Below are 21,218 nucleotides of genomic sequence, written 5' to 3'. Positions count from 1 at the left end.
AAATAAGGTTCAAACCCATAACAACATATCAACCTCAAACTATCATTTGCTTTTCGATATATTTTTTAAATTTTTTTCTAAATTGCGTAGCTCTTTTTTGTGAAAGAGGAACAATATCTCCATTTTTCATAGTGATTAAATTTCCGCAAATAGAAATAATATTAGATATATTAACAATGAATGATTTATGTGGTATAAAAAATATATCTGAAGGTAATTCCTCATATACTTTACTAATTCTTAATCTCAAAGCAATTTTGTTGTCCATAGTATAAATAATTGTGGTTCTGTTAAAATAATCTTTACTATAGTCAAAATATTCAAAATAAATAATTTCATTTACATATAAATCATGCTTTTCACTTCTTGAAGAAAAACAAATTTTTGTTTTCTCACAAATTTGTTTATTATGATATGCAAATATATCATCAATTGTTTTGAATACTCTAAATTTTGTAGCTGGCTTTTCGATAAAATCAAATGCATGTACATGATAAGCTTTTAGTGCATATTTTTTATGACTTGTAAAAAAGCAAATACAGCCTTCTATATTTGTATCTCTTATAATTTTAGCTAATTCTAAACCATTCATATCGGGAAGTTCAACGTCTAAAAATACAATGTCATATAATTCTTTTTTTTCTAAGTAATCCTTAGCAAAAGAGAATCTATCAACGACAAAAATATAACTTTTCTCCTCAAAATAACTCACTATGAAGGTTTCTAAATCATTTAAATCATCATCTATGATTGCAATTCTAATCATATTACATCCCACCCTTGTCTTAAATTATAAATGATTCTTTAAAATAAATAAAGATTATATACATTTAAAATAAAATCTTACTACGTTGCCTATCATGTGTCTTTAATATTTAAAATATCAATGTCACGTTGTAAATCTTGAAATTTAATTAAAAAGCTTTAAATTATTAAGGATTGCAAAAATTTCTAAATTCCATGATTTTTTTGACTATTCAATTTTCTTCCTTTTAATGCATCAATCATGATTAACAAATCAGTTCCAATGACAAAAGATACAAATTGAATTATTATTTCTATCAATAAAACAATCCGAAATATGGTAGGGAAATAGTAGAAAAAACACAAAGCAAGACATGTAAATATTGTTCCACTTACAGCAACAAGAAATCTCATATATGGACTTAATTCGCATTCGTTATATACAAAAGAACAATTTAAATAATCGTATTTATAATATCCATTGGTTTTTTTTTGAAAAATCCAATAAAAAAAGGAATGAAATGTTTCATGCAAATAAATTGCTAATAAATGTATAATATAAAATTGTATAACAAGATTTAATAAATTATCCTTTAAATACATGTTAATTGCCAGAAATGGAAATACAAGAGGTAAAAACAAAAGCAATTGAAAAAAATACATAACATTCATCTTAAGTCGAGATTTATCCCATATCAGAGAATTGAATAATAGTGATGATTTATAAATCAAACCTCTTTTTATGCAAAAGTTAATACAGTTTTTTACATTTTTTTTACTATGTTTTGGTATGTTTAATTTTTCTAAATAAGTATTTAGATTTATTATTTTACCATTTAATGCATCATTTAAGATAATTCTTAATATTACATCATCATATTCTATCATTAGCCTTTGATCAATTATCTTCATTGCCTCGCTAAATTTTATACCTTTTGATAATTTATACATATTTCATTCCCCACTCCAAGGCTGTAAATATTATGAATGCTAGAAAACCATAAAACAATATAAATATGATAGGAGATTTACTATCTATTATATACTTTATCTGGAACTTTCTTTGTATCAAATTTAAACTTACATACGTTAAAAAACTCAAAAATATTTTTTCGATAATTATATCGTTAAAAATTATTAACGATATCAATATGCCAAATATAATCAAGCTACAAATATTGAAAATCAAATCAACCAATAAAAACTTTCGGATTACACTTTTTGATTTCAAATCAAACCAGCTTTTATAAGAATAAATAATTCCATTTGATATAAGAAAAATCAATAAAAACAATTGAAAAACAACACTTACACTATTTTCAACTAGCATTGAAATTTTTAAAAAAATAATAAATATAATAAACGAAGTTATGAATTCAATATATATAGCACGATAATTAAACAATAATAATACATAATTTTTAAATATACTCATTTCCTTTTTCATCTTAATTATTTTACTTTGTTTAAATGAATATCTAAATATATAGGAATTTTCTATTTTTATCTTTTTGTACAATAAACACATTAAAATTGAAATCATAATTAATAAGAAAATGTACAAAAAAGATGAAGTATTCATAATTGAAATCAAACTAACATATTTTACAGGGATAAAAACTGATAAGGTACAAACTACAACAACGATCATTTCCAAAAGCGCGATATGTTTTATATGAAATATCTTTATAATTATATTTGTGGTTATCTGGAATAATAAATAAAGATTTAGTATAATCAAATTCAATGAATTTACGATCAATAACAAAATAAAAACGGACGAAAGCAAGTTTGAATATGTTTGCATTAACATGGCAGATAAAAAAAGAAATAATATTACATCTATTATGCATAAGCAGAAAATTAAGTTTGTTAAAGATACATGTTTGAATAAAATGTTTAAATGTTTATACTTTTTAAAGCTCCTTATATTAGCTTGAGAAATAAAAATATACATTGGCGCTACAATTATTATGCTATAATATATTAATTGATGGAACATTATATTATAGTTTTTTACTAATTCATACAGGTTTGAATTCAATGAATACATTTTAATATCCTGTGGTGTGATGATTGCTATAAAGAAATAAAATATTAAAGGAATAATCATTATCAAAGATATCAAACTTGGAGTTTTGAGAAGTAATTCTCTAATTACATTTAAAAAAATTTTTAATCGAATGACTGACAGCATGAATACTTTGTTAATCATAATTTAATTCTCCAACTTTTTTTATATTGAGAAACTCCGATTCTAAATTTACTTCATTAGAAAGTTCGATCTCTTTAACAATATAGTGTTTGTCAAAAACTAGAACTCTATCACAAACTTCTTCTAAAAACTGAGTGTTATGACTTGAAATTATCATAGTTGAAGAATATTTTTTGCTTTCAGCTTTAATTAATTTTTTTAATAAAATGATCATTTTAATATCTAATCCGTTCGTAGGTTCATCAATAAAGATAAGCTCTTTATGCAAAATCATTTCTCCAATTATTTGAATTTTTTTCTTCATTCCAAAAGAAAAATCCTTGATTAGTTTTGTTTTATAATCTTCACATAAATCAAAAAGCTCAATTAAATGATAAATTTCATCTTTCTTTAAATTGTAATTAATATCTTCAAGTTTACAAATAAAAGCAATATATTGCTCAGCCGTTAAATAATCAAGAAGATTAGGAAAATCCTGTATATATGAGATCCTCTTTTTAAAATCATCATCATTCACATTTGGTCTTTTATACATCACACTGATAGCACCACTACTATCAAGAAATCCATATAAACAATCTAATAGTGTAGTTTTCCCAGAACCATTTTCACCAAGTAAACCTATTATTTCTCCTTTTTTTATATCAAAATTTATTTGTTTCAATACTTCCTTACTACTATAACTAAAATTTAAATTTGTAACATTTATTATTTTCTCCATAAAACCTCCCCTTCACACATTGTTAACGCGCGATAAAATAAAAATGATTAATATAATAATTTTTCTGCCCTAACAAAGACCTTTTATTATATTAAATTATCAAAGCTAGCTTCTTTTTGATATGGTTTTTTTAGCTATTAAAGTTAATAGGAATGCAGATAATAATAGCAATACTCCAACAATAAATGGAAAATATTCATACATGCCATTCTTTATAATCGTAATCTCAAAAGCCCCGTTCTTATTAACACTACAAAACTCCATGATTTTTACTCCAAATATTTTTACAACTTCTTTTGTTTCTGCTTGAATATTAACAATAAATGATGTCATATCAGATGTTTTTTTCATTATAAGTAGAATAGTACCTATAAACCCTACCATAAAAATAAGAAGAGCAATTCCAGTATTTTTAGCTACTGTAATAAATCTTTGTTTATCCATTATATTCCCTCCCTTTATAATGAGCAAAAATGGTTAACTTATTTAAACTATATGCTATTATTTTACATAAAATTAATATTCTGTTACTAAACTATATGGTGTAATTATGTTTCCATTTGGTGTTATAACTCTCTCAGTTAAGTATCCTTTTGGATATACTGTAATAGTTGTTATATTTGCTGACTCACCAGCTAAAGATAAACTTGACTTATTATTTACGTTCAATGTCATTTTAAACCTATTGTCTGTTGATATACCAATTTGACGGTTATCCTCTCTTGCCATTTGTAATGCTGCTTCTATTTGCTTATCTTGTGTATATGTTTTATATAAAGTAACAGATGCTACGGCAACGACAATCATTCCACCTAAAATCAATAATGCCCAACCGATACCTAAAAGTGCATTTTTTATGGTGCTCTCATATTCATTTGACAATTCATAGTTGTCATGACTATAAGATTCCTTTGAAAAATCTACTTGATCCCAACATAGTTCATACATATGTATGTCTCCCTTCTTTATTTTATATTATACGGTATTAACCATTTTTGCAATGACAAGTAATCCATAAATCTTATTTTTATATTACATTTATATTATAACATTCATATATCTAGTAACTCTTGTCTCTTAAGTCGTGATACGCGTATTTTGAGTTTTCTTTGCGATTTCGTAATTGTTATATTGTATGTATCATATATTTTTACTACATTTTTTGCTTACTTTTTATAAAAAAAAGACCGTCCTATTACGATCTTTATAAAATTTATTTGCAATCATTCGTTGTAATACCTAATTCCGCGAAAATTTTATTCTTTTCTACGACACACTCTTGGATAACAGAAAGATCATCTAATGCAAGAGATAGAAACAAAGCATCCACAATTAAAGATTGAACAATTAATGCAACTTGGCTTGCTAAACGCAAGTTGTTTTCAACAGCAGATACAAATAATGTTACCGTTGATTTACTTGCTAATTCTTGATTACCGAATTGAGTAATTAAAATAATTTTTGTCTTTCTCTGATTTGCAATCTTAATATAGTCATGTGATTGCGTAGACTTACCAAGAGTAGTAAAACAAATCAACAAATCATCCTTGGTCATATTCAAATTCGATTCAAGCTGTAAATGAACATCTTCATAATATATGACTGGAATGTTCAAGCGCATAAGCTTAATCTGTAACTGTTTAGCCAATGTACTGCTTGCACCTAGCCCACTTAAATATATTCTATGATTTTTTGTGTTCGTCTCCCGTATCAATTTTGTTGCCTTCACTAATTCTTTCGAATCTACAATATCTACAGTAGATTGAATAGAAGTAATAATAAATGCACTTAATTTTTTTAGGACCGATTCAGGTGTATCCGATGGCAAAATTTCATTAAGAATCAAATCAGAATTTTCGTTGTATTGATCAACGGATAGATTTGCGGATAATGAAAGTTTAAAATCAGAATATCCTTCACAGCCTAGCTTGCGTGCAAAACGAATCACTGTTGCTTCGCTCACTTCAGCACGTAAAGACAAATCTTTTAATGTTAATGAAAGTATTTCTTTTCGATTGTTTAAAATAAACTCCCCAAGTTTTTTTTCTTTTGCAGATAGAAACGGCATGAGCGATTCTATATTCAGAATAATATTAACTGCCTGCATAAGTCCTCCTCACTATGATCTATACATAATTGTTATGATTATGAACATTATCTAAGTCCTATTATACCTCATTCTACCAACGGAATGGTGAAATTGCAATGATTTCCATGGAAAAACATGTATTGCGTCTATTTCCCTATAGGAATTCAGCATTTACCATTTTCTATGGCTTTTTTTACATCTACTAAGCTGTCATAGATTCCAATACAAGATTCATAAAGGTCCTCTGTAGGCGCTACAAGATCTGGAACCATAATCGTAGCACACCCTGCTTGTATGCCCGCATGAACACCATGCAACCCATCTTCAAACACATAACAATCTTCTGGGTTAAGACGCATCTTCTCTGCAGCCAACAAAAAGATATCTGGTGCAGGTTTTCCGCGAGTAACCTGTTCACCACTCACAATAATATCAAAATAAGAAAAGATTTTTGCTATCTTCAAATTGCTGTAGATAAAATCTAGAGGTGCACTGCTTGCGAGAGCGAGTACTTTATTATTACTCTTCATATAGTCTAGAAGTTCGTGTACACCAGGTTTCATTGGAACACTTTGTGTTAAGATCCTTCTCGAGTTTTCAAAAACTTCATCTATGAGCTTTTCAGCATGTACTTCTGGCCAATAAGAATTTACAATCTGTTGCATGAAAACACCATTTGTTCCACGTATTGCATCTAACATTTCAGGATGAATAGAAAGCTTATGTTGTTTTGCTACTTCATGCCATGCTTGGTTGTACACCAATTCCGTATCAAACAGTAACCCGTCCATATCGAAAATCGCACCTTTTTTCATAGTATACATTAGCCTCCTGTTCCCAATAGTAAAAATGATAAATTTTCTTTATGCCAAGGACAGCCTAAAATACTTTTTCTAATTTTATATCGAATTCTACCCTTATCAGTTTCCATTGTAAAAATAAATTTTGTTAGCTTTGCCTGTATGTTGGATGTTTTTATTTCACTACGCGGTATAAAAATAAGAGTATCCTCTTTTGCCACACCCTTCATATCATCCACTGCAAATATTGCAATGCCTTCTTGATTGATATGTAAAATATGATCTTTCATTGTATACATCATATTCCCAAATCCATGATGATAAGCTCCCACATCTGGAATGATGGTTGCCCATATAGTTCCATGTTGAGCAAAGTTCATGTGTTGTTTTAGCACAAGTGCTCGGATATCATTTTCTTTCATACCTCTACCTCTTACTGATTGCGTTCAGCCAACATTTTATTAAAATCTACAATACCTGCTTTTCCTGTTTCTACTAATGCTTCTCGTTCCATCCCTACTTCTCTAGCACCCATATATTCCATTATCATTGGTAAGTTCATTCCTGTAATAACACCTATCTTATCAGTATTCAATGGATCGCTTAAAATTCTAGCACCACAATTACAAGGTGTCCCAAACAATAAATCACAGAATATGATAGCCCCTTCTCCTGTATCCACTTCTTGAAGTGCACTTTGCAGTTTCCCTAGGAATTCTTGCACATCCTCTTCAGGTAATAAACATAACGCTTTTACTTGTTTTTGCTCTCCTGAAAATATTTGTAGGGTATCCAACATCCCCTCTGCCAAGCGACCATGGCTCGCTATTATAATTCCTTTCATTTTAACCTCCTGTGTATACACTTTATGGGCATCTTACGATGCCCATAGTGTTGTATTCTTTTATTTAGAACAATCCAACTGCTGCACATAGCAAAGCAATAACGATAGTAAAGAATACTAATTTTGCGACACTTACGTGTTTTTTATTGATTAAATAGTAATAGATAAATAGTACTCCAATGGATAAAATGCCTGGCATGATTCCATCAATTTTTTCTTGTACACTCAAAGTAGCTTCATCAAAGTTAGCAGTAAGCGCAACACTTAAGCTTACCATAGAAGCAGTCAATGCTCCCATCATCGCCATACCAAGAATATTCGCACCTTCGATAATATTTGACATCAATTTAGAAGACATAATATCTTTGATTGCAGATCTTCCTTTAGAATATGTCAATTTTGTAAAGACGATCAATTCTCCTAATGTATACATAGTCCCTAACAACAATAACCAGAATCCCGCTATGGAACCAGATTGCGCTAGTGAACAAGAAGCTAGAATAAATAAAGTAGTAATTGTACCAGCACTAAAGGAATCTCCTAAAGCTGCTACTGGTCCCATCAACCCTGTTTTTACTGCAACGATAGATTCTGAAGGAATTGCATCTGGATTATTTGCTTTTTCTTCTTCCATCGCTAATGTTGTACCTAAAATCAAACCACCAGCTGTAGCATTTGTATTAAATAGTTCTAGATGTCTTTGTAGCGCAGGAATCATATCTTCCTTATTTGGATACAGCTTTTTGAATGCTGGAATCATAGAATAGGTATATGCAATCGATTGCATACGTTCATAGTTCAAAGACATTTCGGTAGTAATATACCATCTAGCAATTACTTTATTAACATCTTTTTTTGTTAGTGATACTTTTCTTTCCTCAGCCATACTATGCAGTCTCCTTTTCTCGATCACGTTTCTCTAAAATAATTAGTACTGCTACACAAGCTGCCACTAAACCAGCTGTTAATGTATTCAATCCAACTGCTTTTACAATGATAAAACCTAACACTGTAAATGGAATCATTTTTGGTTTTCCAATCATATTCATAATCAATGCAAATCCAATGGCAGGCATAACACCACCTGCTACTTCTAATCCATGCATTACCCATGCAGGAACCGAATTCATAAAGGTGAGCATTGCATCTTGTCCAAACATAACAATTAAGAAAACTGGTAAGAATAATAATGGAATCTCAATCAATGGAGGATAAATAATTGCACATCTTGTAATTCCTGCTAAGTTCCCTTTTTGTGCAAATTCATCTGCTCTATGTACGAAAATAACGTTTACCATCTTACGAAGATTTGTAACAAAAGATCCTAATAATCCCATAGGTACTGCGAACGCGATTGCTTGTTCCGCAGTAAGACCAGTCGCCAATGCAATCGGAATCACCGTGGTCGCGGCCAGTGCAGAATCGGTAGGTAAGTTTCCACCTGGCGCTATAATACCAGCGAATGCAGCGGCAATACCTCCACCAATGATCAATCCCTTCGTTAAATCTCCATAAATTAAACCTGTAACTACCCCAACAACAATCGGACTTGCGATGAAGAAGAATGCAAAATATCCACCAATCATACCACGAGCCACCCAATACATGATCCCCATAGCTAATGCCATAACTATTAATTGTGTACCACTCATAGAATTTACTCCTCTTTCCTTTTATTTTATTTTCTTTTCAATTGATTCTAAACTAACTGGATCGTTCTCCGGAATCGGTTGTAAAAAGACATGTACACCAGCAGCTTTCATCTCTTTTAATTTATCAAATTCTTCCGCTGATAGAGATACACCTTGAACAACAGATTTGCGTTGTGCACTATTTTGAATTGCCCCTGCATTTAATTCTGGTAACTGCAACCCATTTTTATATGCAGTATAAGCCGTATCCACATCTTTAAAAATCAATAAGACTGTATCATCTTTACGATCAATTGCAGTTTGAATTTCGTCTACTTTCACGATATCCACATCACGATCAGGAACTGCCATTCGATAGATATCTCCCATAAATGGATCATCCACCAATGCATTATCAGCTAAAATCAAGCGATCTACTGGTCGAAACTTTATCCATTTTGCGACAATCTGTCCATGTACCATACGATAATCAATACGTACCATATTTAATTTACCCATAATAACTCCTCCTTTCTATATTTAGGGTCAATGACCTTCCTTATTTTCTTTGAATTTTCACTACTTGTCTAGTATCCGCACTCTTATGTACAGCTTCCGCAATCAACTCTGCTTCTAAACCATCGTTTAAGTTTGCGATAAAAGGCTCATTATTTTGTATACAACGTACAAAGTCATTCAATGGATCAATACCAAACCCGATAGCTCTTCCATTGTGATTTTGTATAAAATTAACATTTGGCGTGTGTTGTTTATGTTCATCGAAGAATTCAACTCCTCGTTTTTGAGAATCTACTCGAATCAACGTGTTTTCGCAAAGAATTTCTGAGCATCCATCATCTGCTTTCGCAAACCCATTCGGTAAAATCCAAGCATTTTCAACCGTCCAAGTACATCCATTTTCAAATTCTAAGATTGCCGTAATACTATCATAAGTATCTACACCTTTTGATTTTAAAATTCCTTTGTGTCCAACTGCATATACTTGTACAACTTCACACCCCATATACCAGCGAATCAAATCGTAACAATGTGTTCCCACAAAATGCACTGGACTTGAATCGGCAGACCAATTTAGCCAATTTAATGCTACATCATAAATATTATCCATGCGCATATATCCACGTACCGGCTTTCCTGTCGTAGGATCTGCTAACTTATTCTTAACCGCAATGCTGGCCATATCCCATCTTTTATGGTAATCAACCATAACACGAACACCTGCTTTTTCTGCAGCTTCGATGATTTCATAAGCATCTGCAGAAGATGTCGCAAGTGGTTTTTCTACCAATACATCTTTTTTGTGTCGTATTGCGGCCATCACTGGATCTTTGTGATATGGATCTGGTGTCGCAACCGATACTGCATCAACCTCCTCATTGTTTAACATTTCATCGATATCATTGTAAGTTTTCACATGATATTCTTCTGCAACCTTATCTGTTATTTCTTTCTTTAAATCACATACTGCGACAAGGTTTACATTAGGATTGCATGTGTAGGCATCAAGATGATTTTTCCCATAGATACCAGCACCTACAACCGCAACATTTAGTTTCTTCATAAAACCTCTCCTTCCTTTTGTAGTATTGCTACATTGAATATAACATATAAGAAGTAATACTTCAATAGTTTTTTGTATTTTTGTAGTTTTACTTCTTTTTGTCGTAGTAATCATTGCAAAAACTGTAAAAAAAGATACAGAAAAAGCTCTTCTAGATGTACTTTAAGAAACACATAGAAGAACTATTCAATAGAATTACATATTGTTTTACTAATCTTATTTAATCAAATAATTTCAGCATTACGTATCCTTACGTAAAATTTCCAAATATTTTTCATATGCGAAACAACGTTCCCGCTTATTATTATCTACTTGAACAAGGATACCTTGTTCCATAAGCTTTTTCACCGCAGTTGAGGTTGTGTTATATGAACTTCCAAGTGCGATGGCAGTTTTTTTGATATCGATAATAGGAGTTTGCTCTAAGTAATAAAAGAGTTTTTTCAAAATCCCTGTTCGTGTATCTGTTTCTTTTATAATCGCAAGATTTTTTTTATGCAGTTCCACCAACGCATCAATAGTTTCAATAGAATCTTCTGCTGATTCATAGATGCCTTGTAAAAAGAATATAACCCATTGTTCGAAAGTGCCTTTTTCTCTTACCTCACTCAACCTATCGTAATATTCGATGCGATTACGTTTTAAATAATATGAGATATAAAGGGTTGGAAAAGTGAGCATTCTATTTTCCTTTAAAAACAGATTGATCATCAATCGCCCTATTCTACCATTCCCATCTAAGAATGGATGAATTGTTTCAAACTGATAATGAATTAACGCAATCTTAATCAATGGATCGGTTTTGTCAATTTCATTGATATACTTTTCTAAATCCGACATTGCGTTTTTCATATCCTCTGGTGATGGTGAAATATACCTTGCGCTCTTTAATGTACTTCCTTGTGATCCTATCCAGTTTTGACTTCGGCGAAATTCACCAGGATTTTTTTCTCTTCCTCTCCCATCGCTCAAAAGTATCTCATGAGTTTCTAATAAAAGGCGACAACATAGGGGTAATGTTTTAAGTCTTTCTGTCGCAAAATCCGTTGCTTTGATATAGTTTATTACTTCTGATATATTTTGATTGATGTTTTTTTCTATATGTGGATCTAGTATATCATCAAGAGTTGCCTGTGTGCCTTCGATTTGAGAGGATAGAAGGGCTTCTTTTCGTACATACATAGACACAAACAAAGGAACACTTGGCAATCTAGAGCTAATTGCTTCCAGTTTTGCAATAGAAATATTCGCTTTTACCAACAACTCCAAAAGAGTTTCATCTAATAAAAGTGGCGGATTTGGTGGTAAAACGTTAGGTAAAAATGATGTATACATCATTTCACCAGATAGATTTGATTTATAAGTTCCTGAAAGATTCATGACTTCACCTCATTTCGAAGTTATAAGTCTATTATATGCCTCTTATTTCAACTAATCAACGTTTTGTTGAAATAACATTTAAAAAATGCGCTCGTTATTTCAATTAATTCTTTTATTTTACCATGAATTTCCATCATTTTTTTTACCCATAAAAAAAGCACTCAAATAATTTATGAGCACTTAATTTTGATAAAGTTGTATGACGCTTTAAATTTTATTTACCCTAATTTTCTTTTAAAAATGCTAAACAGGCAGCTCCTAAAAGTCCACTATCTTCATCTAAATCCGTACGAACGATATGTACCAATTCTTTTACATTTGGATACACTTTATCAATCACTCGTTTTTTCACTTCTTCCACAAAACCATCAATTTTTAACGCAACACTTCCTCCTAAAATAACAATTTCAGGATCCATAAATGCATATATAATAGAGATTGTATTAGCTAGGTACTCCATTGCATCATCCATGATTTGCATTGCGATTTCATTTCCTTTACTCGCAAGATCATGTACTTCTCCCGCATGGCTTACTTGCAATCCTTTTTGGTTTGCCCTAGATGTAATCGCAGTTCCACTGCAGATTGCTTCTACCCCACCTGGATAAATACTCCCATGCGTTGGTCCATCTTTCCACAAAGGTATATTGGCTATTTCATGCGCAAACCCATGTGCCCCTTGATAAATTTGTTTATCGATTACAAAGCCAGATCCAACACCCGTTGAAATCGTCATAAACTGTACGTATCTATAATCTTTACCTTGTCCTAAAACAGCTTCTGCTAGACAGGCTAAATTGGCATCGTTTTCTAAGTATACAGGAACACCTAATGCTTTATGTAATTCTTCACTAATCGCAAAACCATGCCATTTCCCCGATAAATTAGGTGTGGTTAAAACTACCCCATTAATTAAATCTAATGGTCCAGGACAAGATAAACCTACGCCTTGTATATCGACACCGAAAGAATCTATCGCTTCTTTTATTCTTTGAATAGTGCTTACTGGATCTTGTGTATCTGTTGAAAACTGCACTCTATTTTCAATATGATATTCATCGTTAATGAGTGCGATTCGTGTATTTGTACCACCTACATCAATTCCTACTGTATATGTCATATAATTGCTCCTTGTCTATAGGATAAGCATACCATGTATTTGAACGCCTTGCCAAATACATTCTGGAATTTCAGAAACAGAACTTGACTCAATAGGTTTACTTTATCAATGCTTCTTTTGTAATAGATTTAAATAACAGCGGTAGAATTACAATTCCCTTTAGAGAAAAAGCACTCCCTCCGTAGATGAGTACTTTACTTTGTTTGTAACAATCGAAATACTTGTTCTGATGTTTTGGATAAATTACGATATGCATTATCTGTGCACATAGCATCTTGCAATGTACATGGTCCATTTTGTATACAAAAGAAAGCATCAATTCCTTGCGTATTGCAAAGATCTGCATCACTGGATACATTTCCCGCAAATGCAATAACTGGTTTATGGAACAACTTAGCCAATTTCGCAATTCCTGTAGGAGCCTTTCCCATCACACTTTGTGCATCCAAACAACCCTCTCCAGTTACTACATAATCACTGTTCTTAATGGAATCACGGATATGTTGCTTCTCCATAATCAATTGTATTCCAGATATTAAATCTGCCTTTAGGAAGGATAAAAAAGCAAATCCCAAACCTCCAGCCGCGCCACTCCCTTGCGTGTGTGGATCTCCACCAACAATCGTCTGTGAAACGATATCACCATAAGACTTCATCCATGTATCCATTTCTATGACCATGTCTTTATCTGCACCTTTTTGTGGTCCAAAGATTGCACTACATCCATTAATCCCTACCAAAGGATTTTTTACATCACATGCTATTTTAAACTCGCATTCTTTCAATCGGGCATCCGCTTTTTCTATTTGAATATGGTGTAATTGAGATAACCCAATCGCTCCCAATGGAATATCTTTCCCTTGCGCATCCAACAACTCATACCCTAGTGCTTGTAGCATACCACTACCACCATCATTACTTCCACTTCCACCAATTCCAATTACAAAGCTTCGACATCCTTGATCTAACGCATCCAATATCATCTGTCCAAGACCATACGTCGTCGCATATAATACCTCTTTTTTTGCTTTATCGATACGATCAATACCGCACATACTCGCCATTTCCATGATCGCCATCTGTGGATTCTCTTGTAGCATATAAGATGTACTGATATCCCTATTCATCGCATCTTTTACTTCTACAAATCGCTTAACGCCTTCCCTATAAGACATATAGCTTTCTACAAAGCCTTCGCCACCATCAGATAATGGATAAATAACTACCTCTGCATTGGAACACTTCTCAATACCTTCTTTGATCGCATTTCCTGCCTGCATGGATGATAAGCTTCCTTTGAAGGAATCCACAGAAACAACAACTTTCATACCTCACCTCTTAGATACAATTGTATCTTCACTCTATCCTAATAAAATTATAAGGTATTGCCTTTCAGTAGCCTAGGTTACAGAAAACACATATCAACACATCTATTTGTGTTAGATAACATCATATAAAAACACAACCTAACAGATTGCGCTCTTATATGATTATATTTTTGTCTCTAGAAACCGATAGAAATGAATCGCCATTACAAACAGAGGGATATCACTTAATGAACGTGGATCATATCCAGTTCGATCTTTTATTTTATTCAATCTATTTTGTAAGGTGTTCTTGTGTAGATACATCTCTTGACTCGCTTGTTGAATAGAACCATTCCATCGATAATAACATTCAAGTAACGGAATAATATCTGCTAGTTCACTTTTCTCATAGTCTCTAAATACCTTTTGAATAAATTCCTTCTTCGTAGTGGATGCAATTTCTTCCATGAAGATATCCATTGAAATATCTTTATAGAAATATATTGTTTTCTCTTGTGCAATGCCTGCTCGTAAAGCTCTTTTCGCTTGTTTATATTGTTCATATACAAGTTTTTGTTTGTTGTTTTTTTGATCAATTCCTACATAGATTCCACATCCTAATTTATCCTGTATTTCCATATGTAACATTTGAATCCATGCTTCTACTTCTTTATCGCTACATTCATGTACACCAATTAAATAGGAAGATGACATTCTTAAGAAAAAGGCATCATGATCACCATATAATTTCTGTTGTAGGATTTGTTCCAGTACTTGCATCTGTTCTTCAAAGAGTGGATGACTTGGTTTCATTTGTAAGAATCTACGTTTACATCGTATGTTAATACCAATCAAGAGCCCTCTTTCATAGAGTTCTTTTTCTTGTACAGAGGATTGTGAATGTATCCATTCATACAGATAGCTATTCATTTGATAGGTCTTGCGCATTTGTTCACTTTTTAACAGATCGTCCATAACGAGGATTTCTGTCATACGCTTGATAATCTGTGCGTAGGGACGTATCTTTTCATATTCACCTGTTATCCCAATGACACCTACGATTTCATTGCGTACAACGATGGGAAGATTGGTCCCTGGTTTTCCTCCATCGTATTCGTTATCTTGTGTTACGGGTAGTTCTTCTAGGTGGTGTTCCACCAGATAACGCGCACCCATATGAATCTCATGGATGCGCAATGTATCACTGCTTGCGATAATCAAACCATCATGGTTCATGATGTTGATTTTATAAGGAATTACCTTATTTATTTCTGAAATGATCTGTGCTGCTGTCTTCGTAGATATTTGCATAGATAGTTCCTCGCACTATATGGTTCCTCATCAACCATATAGAATTATAATGTTCTTAATTGATCGATTGCTTCTTTATAGCTCACGTTTTCTTTAAAGAGGGCGCTGGTTCCTAATACAAAACCATCGACTCCTAGTTTTGAATATGTTTGAATGATGTCTGGCGAACAAGCTCCATCTAACACGATCTTAAAGCCATATGTATTTTTCATTTCAATGAGTCTTTTGATTTTATCATCTGTAAAATCAATAAATTTTTGACCTGCAAAACCAGGGTTTACACTCATTACCAGAATATAATCACATACATGAAGTACTTCTTCAATCATGGTAATACTTGTATCTGGATTGATCGCAATTCCTGCAAGCCTTCCTTTTTCTCTAATATAAGACAAGGTTTTAATTGGGTATCGTTCTGCCTCTGGATGAATATAAATTAAATCTACACCGGCTTCTATAAACCAATCTATTTTGGTAGATGGTTGTTCGATCATCAAGTGCACATCCACCATCTTTTTTGTGTACTTACGAATGGTACTTATATCCATAATACCCATTGTCATATTGGGTACAAATGAACCATCCATAACATCACAATGAAAGATATCACACCCGGCTTCATCTAACTCTATAATCTGTTGTTTCAATGCGCCATAATCTGCACACATCATGCTTGGACACAACAAACTCATAAAATCGCCGCCTTTCTCATATTATCTAAGTTCTCTTGAACAGTTTTTCCTTTTTGGAATAATCCTGATGTACCACCAGTTAAAATATCTGCACCTGCTTTTACCACAAGTGGTATCGTTTCAGAATTGATATTTCCATCTGCTTGTATTTTTGTGGTTAATCCATGTTGTTGTAGCTGTTGACGCATGACTTCAATATGTTGAATTGCCTGTGGTTGTATCTTCTGCCCTGCATATCCTGGATTTACGGTAAGTTTTAAAATCCACTCCACTTCTTTTGCTAGGGAAATAAAATCTTCAGGTACTTCGCTATCGCAACGAAATGCTAATATTGGTTTTGCACCAAGTTCACGTATCTTCGCGAATACTTCTTTATGATTGCATTTTGTCTCATAATGTACGGCGATATAGTCAGCTCCTGCTTTGATAAATGGTTCGATATAAACTTCAACGTTTTCTACCGCCAAATGTACTTCGATTGGTTTATCGGTATGTGGACGTAGCTTCTCTAGAATTAAATCACCAAATACAAAGCAATTGTTAAAGCGTCCATCGACAACATCATAATGTAGAAATGATAGTTCACTTTCATTGATTTCTTGTATCGCTTTTTCTATGTTCATTACATTGATACAAGATAAAGAACCGCTTACTAAAATAGGGTGATCATAGTTTACACTATGCATGTTTTTTCCCAAACATAATATCTATGATATTGATGTTATCACGATGTTTTTTGATTTCGTATAAGTATTCTTTTACATGTTTTACGACATCTTCATCACCACTTAAATCATTGATTTCACAGAAGGTTGTGATTAAGTCTTTTTCTAGTTTAGGTTCGCTCTTTCCTTGTAATTCTTCCCAATATACGAGTGCTGCTGCCGCAACAAATTCTAAGATACGTGGATCTTTATCGTGATCTAATAGAATTTGCATTGGTGACATGATGCGTTCCGTTGGACCTAATTTACGCATTGGTGCACGTCCATTTTTTATATTGTAGTCTAGGATACTCTTATCTCTGAATTTTGCTAAAGCACGCTCTGTAAATGCTTCTTGATCTTCCTTAGTGATTTGGAAATAATCTTGTAGTGCTGGATTTAATTCTTCCATCAAACGCATCATGGTTTCATCTACATCTGGATCACATGCTGCATCTCCATACACTTCATATCCTTTGATGTATCCACAATAAGAAATAAGACCTGCTAAACAGTTATAAGTATAAATTTTACGTTTAAAGAATTTTTCAAAGTTATGAACTGGTAATGCACCTTCAAAATCTAATTCATCCAATTCATCCGCATCATATGGGAAATAAGATTCATTCATGGATAGCGTATCTAAGCGTGTATCATGAATACTTACAGTAGAGGTAAAGACAGCTGTTTGCGTTACTGTGTATTCGCTATCTATACCAGCATCTATCAAATGGTTACGAAGGACGCGTGCAGGATTGATACCATTTTCTGCAGTAAGGAATACTGTTTTTTTCGTTTTCCCTTTCATCGCATCTTTCACTTGATTTGCCACATCACCTAAGTTTTGTTCTCCTGTAGAAGTAAAGATGAAATCTGCTTCTTTAATTGCTTGTGTTGCCTCGCTTGAATATGTAGTATATGCTTTGAAATCATGGATATAGATAGGGGTACGATCTCTTTTGTAAAAGTGAATACAGAATGCTTTATCTTCATCCAACATACGTACAAGTTCTTCATTTTTATCAATAAAGGTAATCTCATAATCTCTTTGGAAAAGGAAGCGTGCTACATATCCTCTCCCTGTTTGACCTGCACCAATAACAACTGCTTTTTTCATGTATTATCCTCCTATTCTTTGATCCAGCCCTTGGCTTTTAATTCTTCAATGGCTTCCTTAATCAAAAGCGCAACGTCTCCATTTGGATCAATTTTGGATATGTTTTCTAATACATAATCTACGCCTTTACTTTCACGCATAAGTTTCAACTTCTTCGCATCTTCATCTTCTGGGTTATCAAAATATAATGCGGCAGCTGCACCTAGTGCAATTGCTTTAGGTGTTACACCTGCTTGTAAAGCAATGCTCATTGGTCCAATGAAGCGATCTTCTGGTCCGAGTTTACGAATTGGATCACGAGCGATACGATCCACTAAGTCTACAATCGCACGATCTGTATATTTTGCTTTTGCTGTTTTAGAGAATTTCAATTGACTTGCTTCATCAATTCCCATCCCTTTGATCAATGCACCATTTATTTCTTCATATACTTGATCTAAAATTGGTTCTATTTCAGGATCATTAGAAGAATCCGCAACATATGTTAATCCTTTTAATTTACCAAGGTAGGATACTGTCGCAACACTAGTATTGTTTGTATAGATTTTTTGTTTTAATAGATCACCAAAGTCACGTACAAATTCAATATATTGCCAATTTGGTACCTCTCCTTTGATGCGGTCAAAATCAATTGGTAAATAGCGAAGATTTTGTACCCAGGTATCCATTTCATTCGTTACTTTGCTAGGATCAGGTGCGCCTGTTCCTGTACACATAATAACGGATTCACTTACTCCGATATACTTCTCAAATAGCTCTACTTCTTCTGGAGTTAAATTTTTTACGATATTGTCTTTTAAATCTTTAGCTGGATCAATCCAGTTTTCACAAGTAACAATATTTGCTGTATGTACGGTATTGTTTTTCACCATTACTTTAAATGCTTTAGCTAAAGTTTCTCCAACATTAGCCATGTTTTTACCACCACAAGCAGTAAAGATAAAATCACTCTTTGCCCAACAATCAGCTAACATTTCTCCATCATAGAAGAAGTTTGCTTTTACATTGTGCATCTCTACATTCATGTCTTCATTCCCTAGGACATGAATCGTATATTCTTTCTTTTCATTCAGTTTATCTGCCATTGCCTGACTTGCGTCAAAGAATGTGATATCTTCTCCATTCAATGTCATCAACTCCGCAATAAATCCGCGTCCTATACGTCCTGCCCCTAAAATCATTACATTCATAATATACCTACTTTCTGTCATATCTTCATGACGATATATTGCGCATCGTCTTCCTTCATGTACAAAACAGATGGGCAGTGTAGAACACTGCTTCATCTGTAGTGTGCTAGCGATACGATTGTATGGTCAATCGTATCTTGGAGATCATCACGCTAGTCCTCTAATAATTGAATCATTTGTTCTGTCGCAATATTGACTGTATTTGCTTCTGCCTCTACACTTCTAGAAGCGATGTGTGAAGTTAAGATGAAGTTATCCATATGAATCAATTCATTCACCCATTCCTCTTCCATTATTGGAGGTTCACTTGTAAATACATCCGATGCTGCCGCAAATATTTCTTTGTTCTTTAGTGCCTCATAAAGCGCTTTTTCATTTACAATTCCACCACGCGCAGCATTCACTAGGATTGCGGTAGGCTTCATCATTTTAAATTGCTCTGTATGGATCATATCTTTTGTTTCTTCTGTAAGTGGCGTATGTAAAGATATGAAATCAGCAGTCTTTAGAATTTCATCTACGCTAGTTTGTTTTGCGCCATATTCATCTAAAACTTTAGCATCTATATCAAACACATCAAATGCAAGTACTTGCATTCCAATCCCACGTGCAATACGTGCAACATGTTTCCCTATATTTCCAAATCCAATAATACCAATCGTTTTTCCATACAATTCATATCCAGTTGGTTTTCCCCAACCACCTTGACGTATATCCACATTGGTTGAAACAATCCATTTCGCAGCCGCAAACATCATCCCAATCGTTAATTCCGCAACTGCATTGGAATTAGAACCAACACAACGTCCTACTTTAATATTGCACTCTTTTGCGACATCCAAATCGATGTTATCAGTTCCTACACCAAATTTAACAACTGCTTTTAATTGTTTACATTCTCTAAGTAAATCACCATCTAGTTCATCCACTCCTACAATAATTCCTGTAGACTCTTTCGCCATACGTACGAAATCTTCTCTTGAGACTGGTTTTCCCGTACGGTTTACATTCATTTCATATCCTAATGCAACGAGACGTTTTTCTGCTTCTTCTCCGTATTTCGCATATCCTCTAGGCGTTACTAAAATACTACCTTTGCTCATATTAGTATCCTCTTGTCTTTACAGCGATTTCACGTAACTTTTTCGCATTTTTAGCGATATCTTCACTGCTTCCTTTTGTTAGTAACCCACCAATTCCAACACTGTCCACACCATTCTCATACCATTGGTGAAGATTATCAAAAGTAGCTCCTCCACTTGCTAAAATCGGCATAAATGGAACAGGTACTTTAAATGTTTTAGCCAAATCTGGTCCATAATAATTTGATATTGGGAATGCTTTAATGAAAGAGGCTCCAGCTTTTAAAGCATCCATCATTTCTGAATAAGAAGTACACCCTGGTGCATAAGGAATCTGATATAAATTCGACATTTCTTGTACTGCTTTATCGAATGTAGGCGCAATGATAAATTCTGCACCATCCATGATTGCTAATCGTGCTGTTGTAGGATCTAAAACAGTTCCTGCACCAACCAATAATTGATCTCCAAATTCTTTCTTCAATGCGCGAATAACCTCTCCTGCATTGTTGTTGGTGTAACTAATTTCCAATACATCAACACCACCTTCAATGCATCCTTTTGCGATTTCAATCCCACGTTCAATCGTTTCTACACGAACGATTCCCATGATTCCTGTGTTTTTAATTCTACAGATTGTTTCTGCTTTGAACATTTGTATATCCTCCTAATGTCAATCGACATTCTAT

Annotated in this window: 23 protein-coding genes; all 23 read right to left on the bottom strand. The window is 33.2% G+C overall.

All coding sequences use genetic code 11. The annotated features are described in order from the left end of the window. Positions 1–34: 34 nt before the first annotated feature. On the bottom strand, positions 35–766 hold the full coding sequence (locus ACWG42_RS01920; RefSeq protein ID WP_455789811.1) for a LytR/AlgR family response regulator transcription factor: 732 nt from the start codon (positions 764–766) through the stop codon (positions 35–37). A 185-nt stretch (positions 767–951) separates the two neighbouring features. Continuing rightward, entirely contained in the window at positions 952–1,695 is a 744-nt protein-coding gene (locus ACWG42_RS01915; RefSeq protein WP_455789810.1) for a hypothetical protein, read from the bottom strand. Between the two features lie 1,256 nt (positions 1,696–2,951). Further along, positions 2,952–3,680 carry an ABC transporter ATP-binding protein gene (locus ACWG42_RS01910; protein ID WP_455789809.1) on the bottom strand — a complete coding sequence of 243 codons (729 nt, stop codon included), beginning with the start codon at positions 3,678–3,680 and terminating at the stop codon, positions 2,952–2,954. 105 nt (positions 3,681–3,785) lie between these two features. After that, positions 3,786–4,124, bottom strand: a complete 339-nt coding sequence (locus tag ACWG42_RS01905; RefSeq protein ID WP_455789808.1) for a hypothetical protein — start codon at positions 4,122–4,124, stop codon at positions 3,786–3,788. A gap of 72 nt (positions 4,125–4,196) precedes the next feature. Further along, on the bottom strand, positions 4,197–4,628 hold the full coding sequence (locus tag ACWG42_RS01900; protein ID WP_455789807.1) for a hypothetical protein: 432 nt from the start codon (positions 4,626–4,628) through the stop codon (positions 4,197–4,199). Between the two features lie 265 nt (positions 4,629–4,893). Next, positions 4,894–5,787 (bottom strand): MurR/RpiR family transcriptional regulator, encoded by an 894-nt coding sequence (locus ACWG42_RS01895; protein ID WP_455789806.1) that lies wholly within the window; start codon positions 5,785–5,787, stop codon positions 4,894–4,896. Between the two features lie 146 nt (positions 5,788–5,933). Next, positions 5,934–6,584, bottom strand: a complete 651-nt coding sequence (locus ACWG42_RS01890) for an HAD family hydrolase (RefSeq protein ID WP_455789805.1) — start codon at positions 6,582–6,584, stop codon at positions 5,934–5,936. An 8-nt stretch (positions 6,585–6,592) separates the two neighbouring features. Further along, the gene (locus ACWG42_RS01885) at positions 6,593–6,991 is read right to left on the bottom strand and encodes a hypothetical protein (protein WP_455789804.1); all 399 of its coding nucleotides are present in this window, start codon (positions 6,989–6,991) and stop codon (positions 6,593–6,595) included. Between the two features lie 11 nt (positions 6,992–7,002). Then, the gene (locus tag ACWG42_RS01880) at positions 7,003–7,413 is read right to left on the bottom strand and encodes a PTS sugar transporter subunit IIA (RefSeq protein ID WP_455789803.1); all 411 of its coding nucleotides are present in this window, start codon (positions 7,411–7,413) and stop codon (positions 7,003–7,005) included. Between the two features lie 64 nt (positions 7,414–7,477). After that, positions 7,478–8,299: a PTS system mannose/fructose/sorbose family transporter subunit IID gene (locus ACWG42_RS01875; protein WP_455789802.1), complete on the bottom strand. Its 822-nt coding sequence runs from the start codon at positions 8,297–8,299 to the stop codon at positions 7,478–7,480. Between the two features lies 1 nt (position 8,300). Beyond that, on the bottom strand, positions 8,301–9,065 hold the full coding sequence (locus tag ACWG42_RS01870) for a PTS mannose/fructose/sorbose/N-acetylgalactosamine transporter subunit IIC (protein WP_455789801.1): 765 nt from the start codon (positions 9,063–9,065) through the stop codon (positions 8,301–8,303). A gap of 21 nt (positions 9,066–9,086) precedes the next feature. Then, positions 9,087–9,563: a PTS sugar transporter subunit IIB gene (locus ACWG42_RS01865; RefSeq protein WP_455789800.1), complete on the bottom strand. Its 477-nt coding sequence runs from the start codon at positions 9,561–9,563 to the stop codon at positions 9,087–9,089. Positions 9,564–9,603: 40 nt separating this feature from the next. Then, positions 9,604–10,626 carry a Gfo/Idh/MocA family protein gene (locus ACWG42_RS01860; protein ID WP_455789799.1) on the bottom strand — a complete coding sequence of 341 codons (1,023 nt, stop codon included), beginning with the start codon at positions 10,624–10,626 and terminating at the stop codon, positions 9,604–9,606. Positions 10,627–10,866: 240 nt separating this feature from the next. After that, positions 10,867–12,006, bottom strand: coding sequence for a Fic family protein (locus ACWG42_RS01855; RefSeq protein WP_455789798.1), 1,140 nt, complete (start codon positions 12,004–12,006; stop codon positions 10,867–10,869). Positions 12,007–12,229: 223 nt separating this feature from the next. Beyond that, positions 12,230–13,126, bottom strand: coding sequence for an ROK family protein (locus ACWG42_RS01850; protein WP_455789797.1), 897 nt, complete (start codon positions 13,124–13,126; stop codon positions 12,230–12,232). A gap of 194 nt (positions 13,127–13,320) precedes the next feature. Further along, on the bottom strand, positions 13,321–14,454 hold the full coding sequence (locus ACWG42_RS01845) for a glycerate kinase family protein (protein ID WP_455789796.1): 1,134 nt from the start codon (positions 14,452–14,454) through the stop codon (positions 13,321–13,323). Positions 14,455–14,616: 162 nt separating this feature from the next. Continuing rightward, a complete protein-coding gene (locus ACWG42_RS01840; RefSeq protein WP_455789795.1) occupies positions 14,617–15,744 on the bottom strand; it encodes a CdaR family transcriptional regulator in 1,128 nt (375 codons plus the stop codon). Positions 15,745–15,788: 44 nt separating this feature from the next. Beyond that, positions 15,789–16,436 carry a ribulose-phosphate 3-epimerase gene (rpe, locus tag ACWG42_RS01835; protein WP_455789794.1) on the bottom strand — a complete coding sequence of 216 codons (648 nt, stop codon included), beginning with the start codon at positions 16,434–16,436 and terminating at the stop codon, positions 15,789–15,791. Then, the gene (locus tag ACWG42_RS01830; protein ID WP_455789793.1) at positions 16,433–17,122 is read right to left on the bottom strand and encodes a ribulose-phosphate 3-epimerase; all 690 of its coding nucleotides are present in this window, start codon (positions 17,120–17,122) and stop codon (positions 16,433–16,435) included. The genes rpe and ACWG42_RS01830 overlap by 4 nt, the downstream gene beginning before the upstream one ends. After that, the gene (locus ACWG42_RS01825) at positions 17,115–18,257 is read right to left on the bottom strand and encodes a mannitol dehydrogenase family protein (RefSeq protein WP_455789792.1); all 1,143 of its coding nucleotides are present in this window, start codon (positions 18,255–18,257) and stop codon (positions 17,115–17,117) included. Before ACWG42_RS01825 ends, ACWG42_RS01830 begins: the two co-directional genes overlap by 8 nt. A gap of 11 nt (positions 18,258–18,268) precedes the next feature. Then, positions 18,269–19,447 (bottom strand): mannitol dehydrogenase family protein, encoded by a 1,179-nt coding sequence (locus ACWG42_RS01820; RefSeq protein WP_455789791.1) that lies wholly within the window; start codon positions 19,445–19,447, stop codon positions 18,269–18,271. Between the two features lie 152 nt (positions 19,448–19,599). Further along, complete coding sequence (locus ACWG42_RS01815; protein WP_455789790.1) at positions 19,600–20,550, bottom strand: phosphoglycerate dehydrogenase; 951 nt, start codon at positions 20,548–20,550, stop codon at positions 19,600–19,602. A gap of 1 nt (position 20,551) precedes the next feature. After that, entirely contained in the window at positions 20,552–21,184 is a 633-nt protein-coding gene (locus ACWG42_RS01810; RefSeq protein ID WP_455789789.1) for a ketohydroxyglutarate aldolase, read from the bottom strand. Positions 21,185–21,218: the final 34 nt, after the last annotated feature.

This window comes from Amedibacillus sp. YH-ame10, from assembly GCF_053848885.1.
This window is presented reverse-complemented; position numbering and strand designations above follow the sequence as displayed.

Excerpts from the sequence above, each read along its gene's own strand:
- ACWG42_RS01840 (WP_455789795.1), bottom strand. The coding sequence starts at position 15,744 with ATGCAAATATCTACGAAGACAGCAGCACAGATCATTTCAGAAATAAAT.
- rpe (WP_455789794.1), bottom strand. The coding sequence starts at position 16,436 with ATGAGTTTGTTGTGTCCAAGCATGATGTGTGCAGATTATGGCGCATTG.
- ACWG42_RS01880 (WP_455789803.1), bottom strand. The coding sequence starts at position 7,413 with ATGAAAGGAATTATAATAGCGAGCCATGGTCGCTTGGCAGAGGGGATG.
- ACWG42_RS01910 (WP_455789809.1), bottom strand. The coding sequence starts at position 3,680 with ATGGAGAAAATAATAAATGTTACAAATTTAAATTTTAGTTATAGTAGT.
- ACWG42_RS01915 (WP_455789810.1), bottom strand. The coding sequence starts at position 1,695 with ATGTATAAATTATCAAAAGGTATAAAATTTAGCGAGGCAATGAAGATA.
- ACWG42_RS01900 (WP_455789807.1), bottom strand. The coding sequence starts at position 4,628 with ATGTATGAACTATGTTGGGATCAAGTAGATTTTTCAAAGGAATCTTAT.
- ACWG42_RS01825 (WP_455789792.1), bottom strand. The coding sequence starts at position 18,257 with ATGAAAAAAGCAGTTGTTATTGGTGCAGGTCAAACAGGGAGAGGATAT.
- ACWG42_RS01810 (WP_455789789.1), bottom strand. The coding sequence starts at position 21,184 with ATGTTCAAAGCAGAAACAATCTGTAGAATTAAAAACACAGGAATCATG.
- ACWG42_RS01865 (WP_455789800.1), bottom strand. The coding sequence starts at position 9,563 with ATGGGTAAATTAAATATGGTACGTATTGATTATCGTATGGTACATGGA.
- ACWG42_RS01815 (WP_455789790.1), bottom strand. The coding sequence starts at position 20,550 with ATGAGCAAAGGTAGTATTTTAGTAACGCCTAGAGGATATGCGAAATAC.
- ACWG42_RS01905 (WP_455789808.1), bottom strand. The coding sequence starts at position 4,124 with ATGGATAAACAAAGATTTATTACAGTAGCTAAAAATACTGGAATTGCT.
- ACWG42_RS01870 (WP_455789801.1), bottom strand. The coding sequence starts at position 9,065 with ATGAGTGGTACACAATTAATAGTTATGGCATTAGCTATGGGGATCATG.
- ACWG42_RS01855 (WP_455789798.1), bottom strand. The coding sequence starts at position 12,006 with ATGAATCTTTCAGGAACTTATAAATCAAATCTATCTGGTGAAATGATG.
- ACWG42_RS01850 (WP_455789797.1), bottom strand. The coding sequence starts at position 13,126 with ATGACATATACAGTAGGAATTGATGTAGGTGGTACAAATACACGAATC.
- ACWG42_RS01895 (WP_455789806.1), bottom strand. The coding sequence starts at position 5,787 with ATGCAGGCAGTTAATATTATTCTGAATATAGAATCGCTCATGCCGTTT.
- ACWG42_RS01860 (WP_455789799.1), bottom strand. The coding sequence starts at position 10,626 with ATGAAGAAACTAAATGTTGCGGTTGTAGGTGCTGGTATCTATGGGAAA.
- ACWG42_RS01820 (WP_455789791.1), bottom strand. The coding sequence starts at position 19,447 with ATGAATGTAATGATTTTAGGGGCAGGACGTATAGGACGCGGATTTATT.
- ACWG42_RS01830 (WP_455789793.1), bottom strand. The coding sequence starts at position 17,122 with ATGCATAGTGTAAACTATGATCACCCTATTTTAGTAAGCGGTTCTTTA.
- ACWG42_RS01920 (WP_455789811.1), bottom strand. The coding sequence starts at position 766 with ATGATTAGAATTGCAATCATAGATGATGATTTAAATGATTTAGAAACC.
- ACWG42_RS01885 (WP_455789804.1), bottom strand. The coding sequence starts at position 6,991 with ATGAAAGAAAATGATATCCGAGCACTTGTGCTAAAACAACACATGAAC.
- ACWG42_RS01875 (WP_455789802.1), bottom strand. The coding sequence starts at position 8,299 with ATGGCTGAGGAAAGAAAAGTATCACTAACAAAAAAAGATGTTAATAAA.
- ACWG42_RS01845 (WP_455789796.1), bottom strand. The coding sequence starts at position 14,454 with ATGAAAGTTGTTGTTTCTGTGGATTCCTTCAAAGGAAGCTTATCATCC.
- ACWG42_RS01890 (WP_455789805.1), bottom strand. The coding sequence starts at position 6,584 with ATGAAAAAAGGTGCGATTTTCGATATGGACGGGTTACTGTTTGATACG.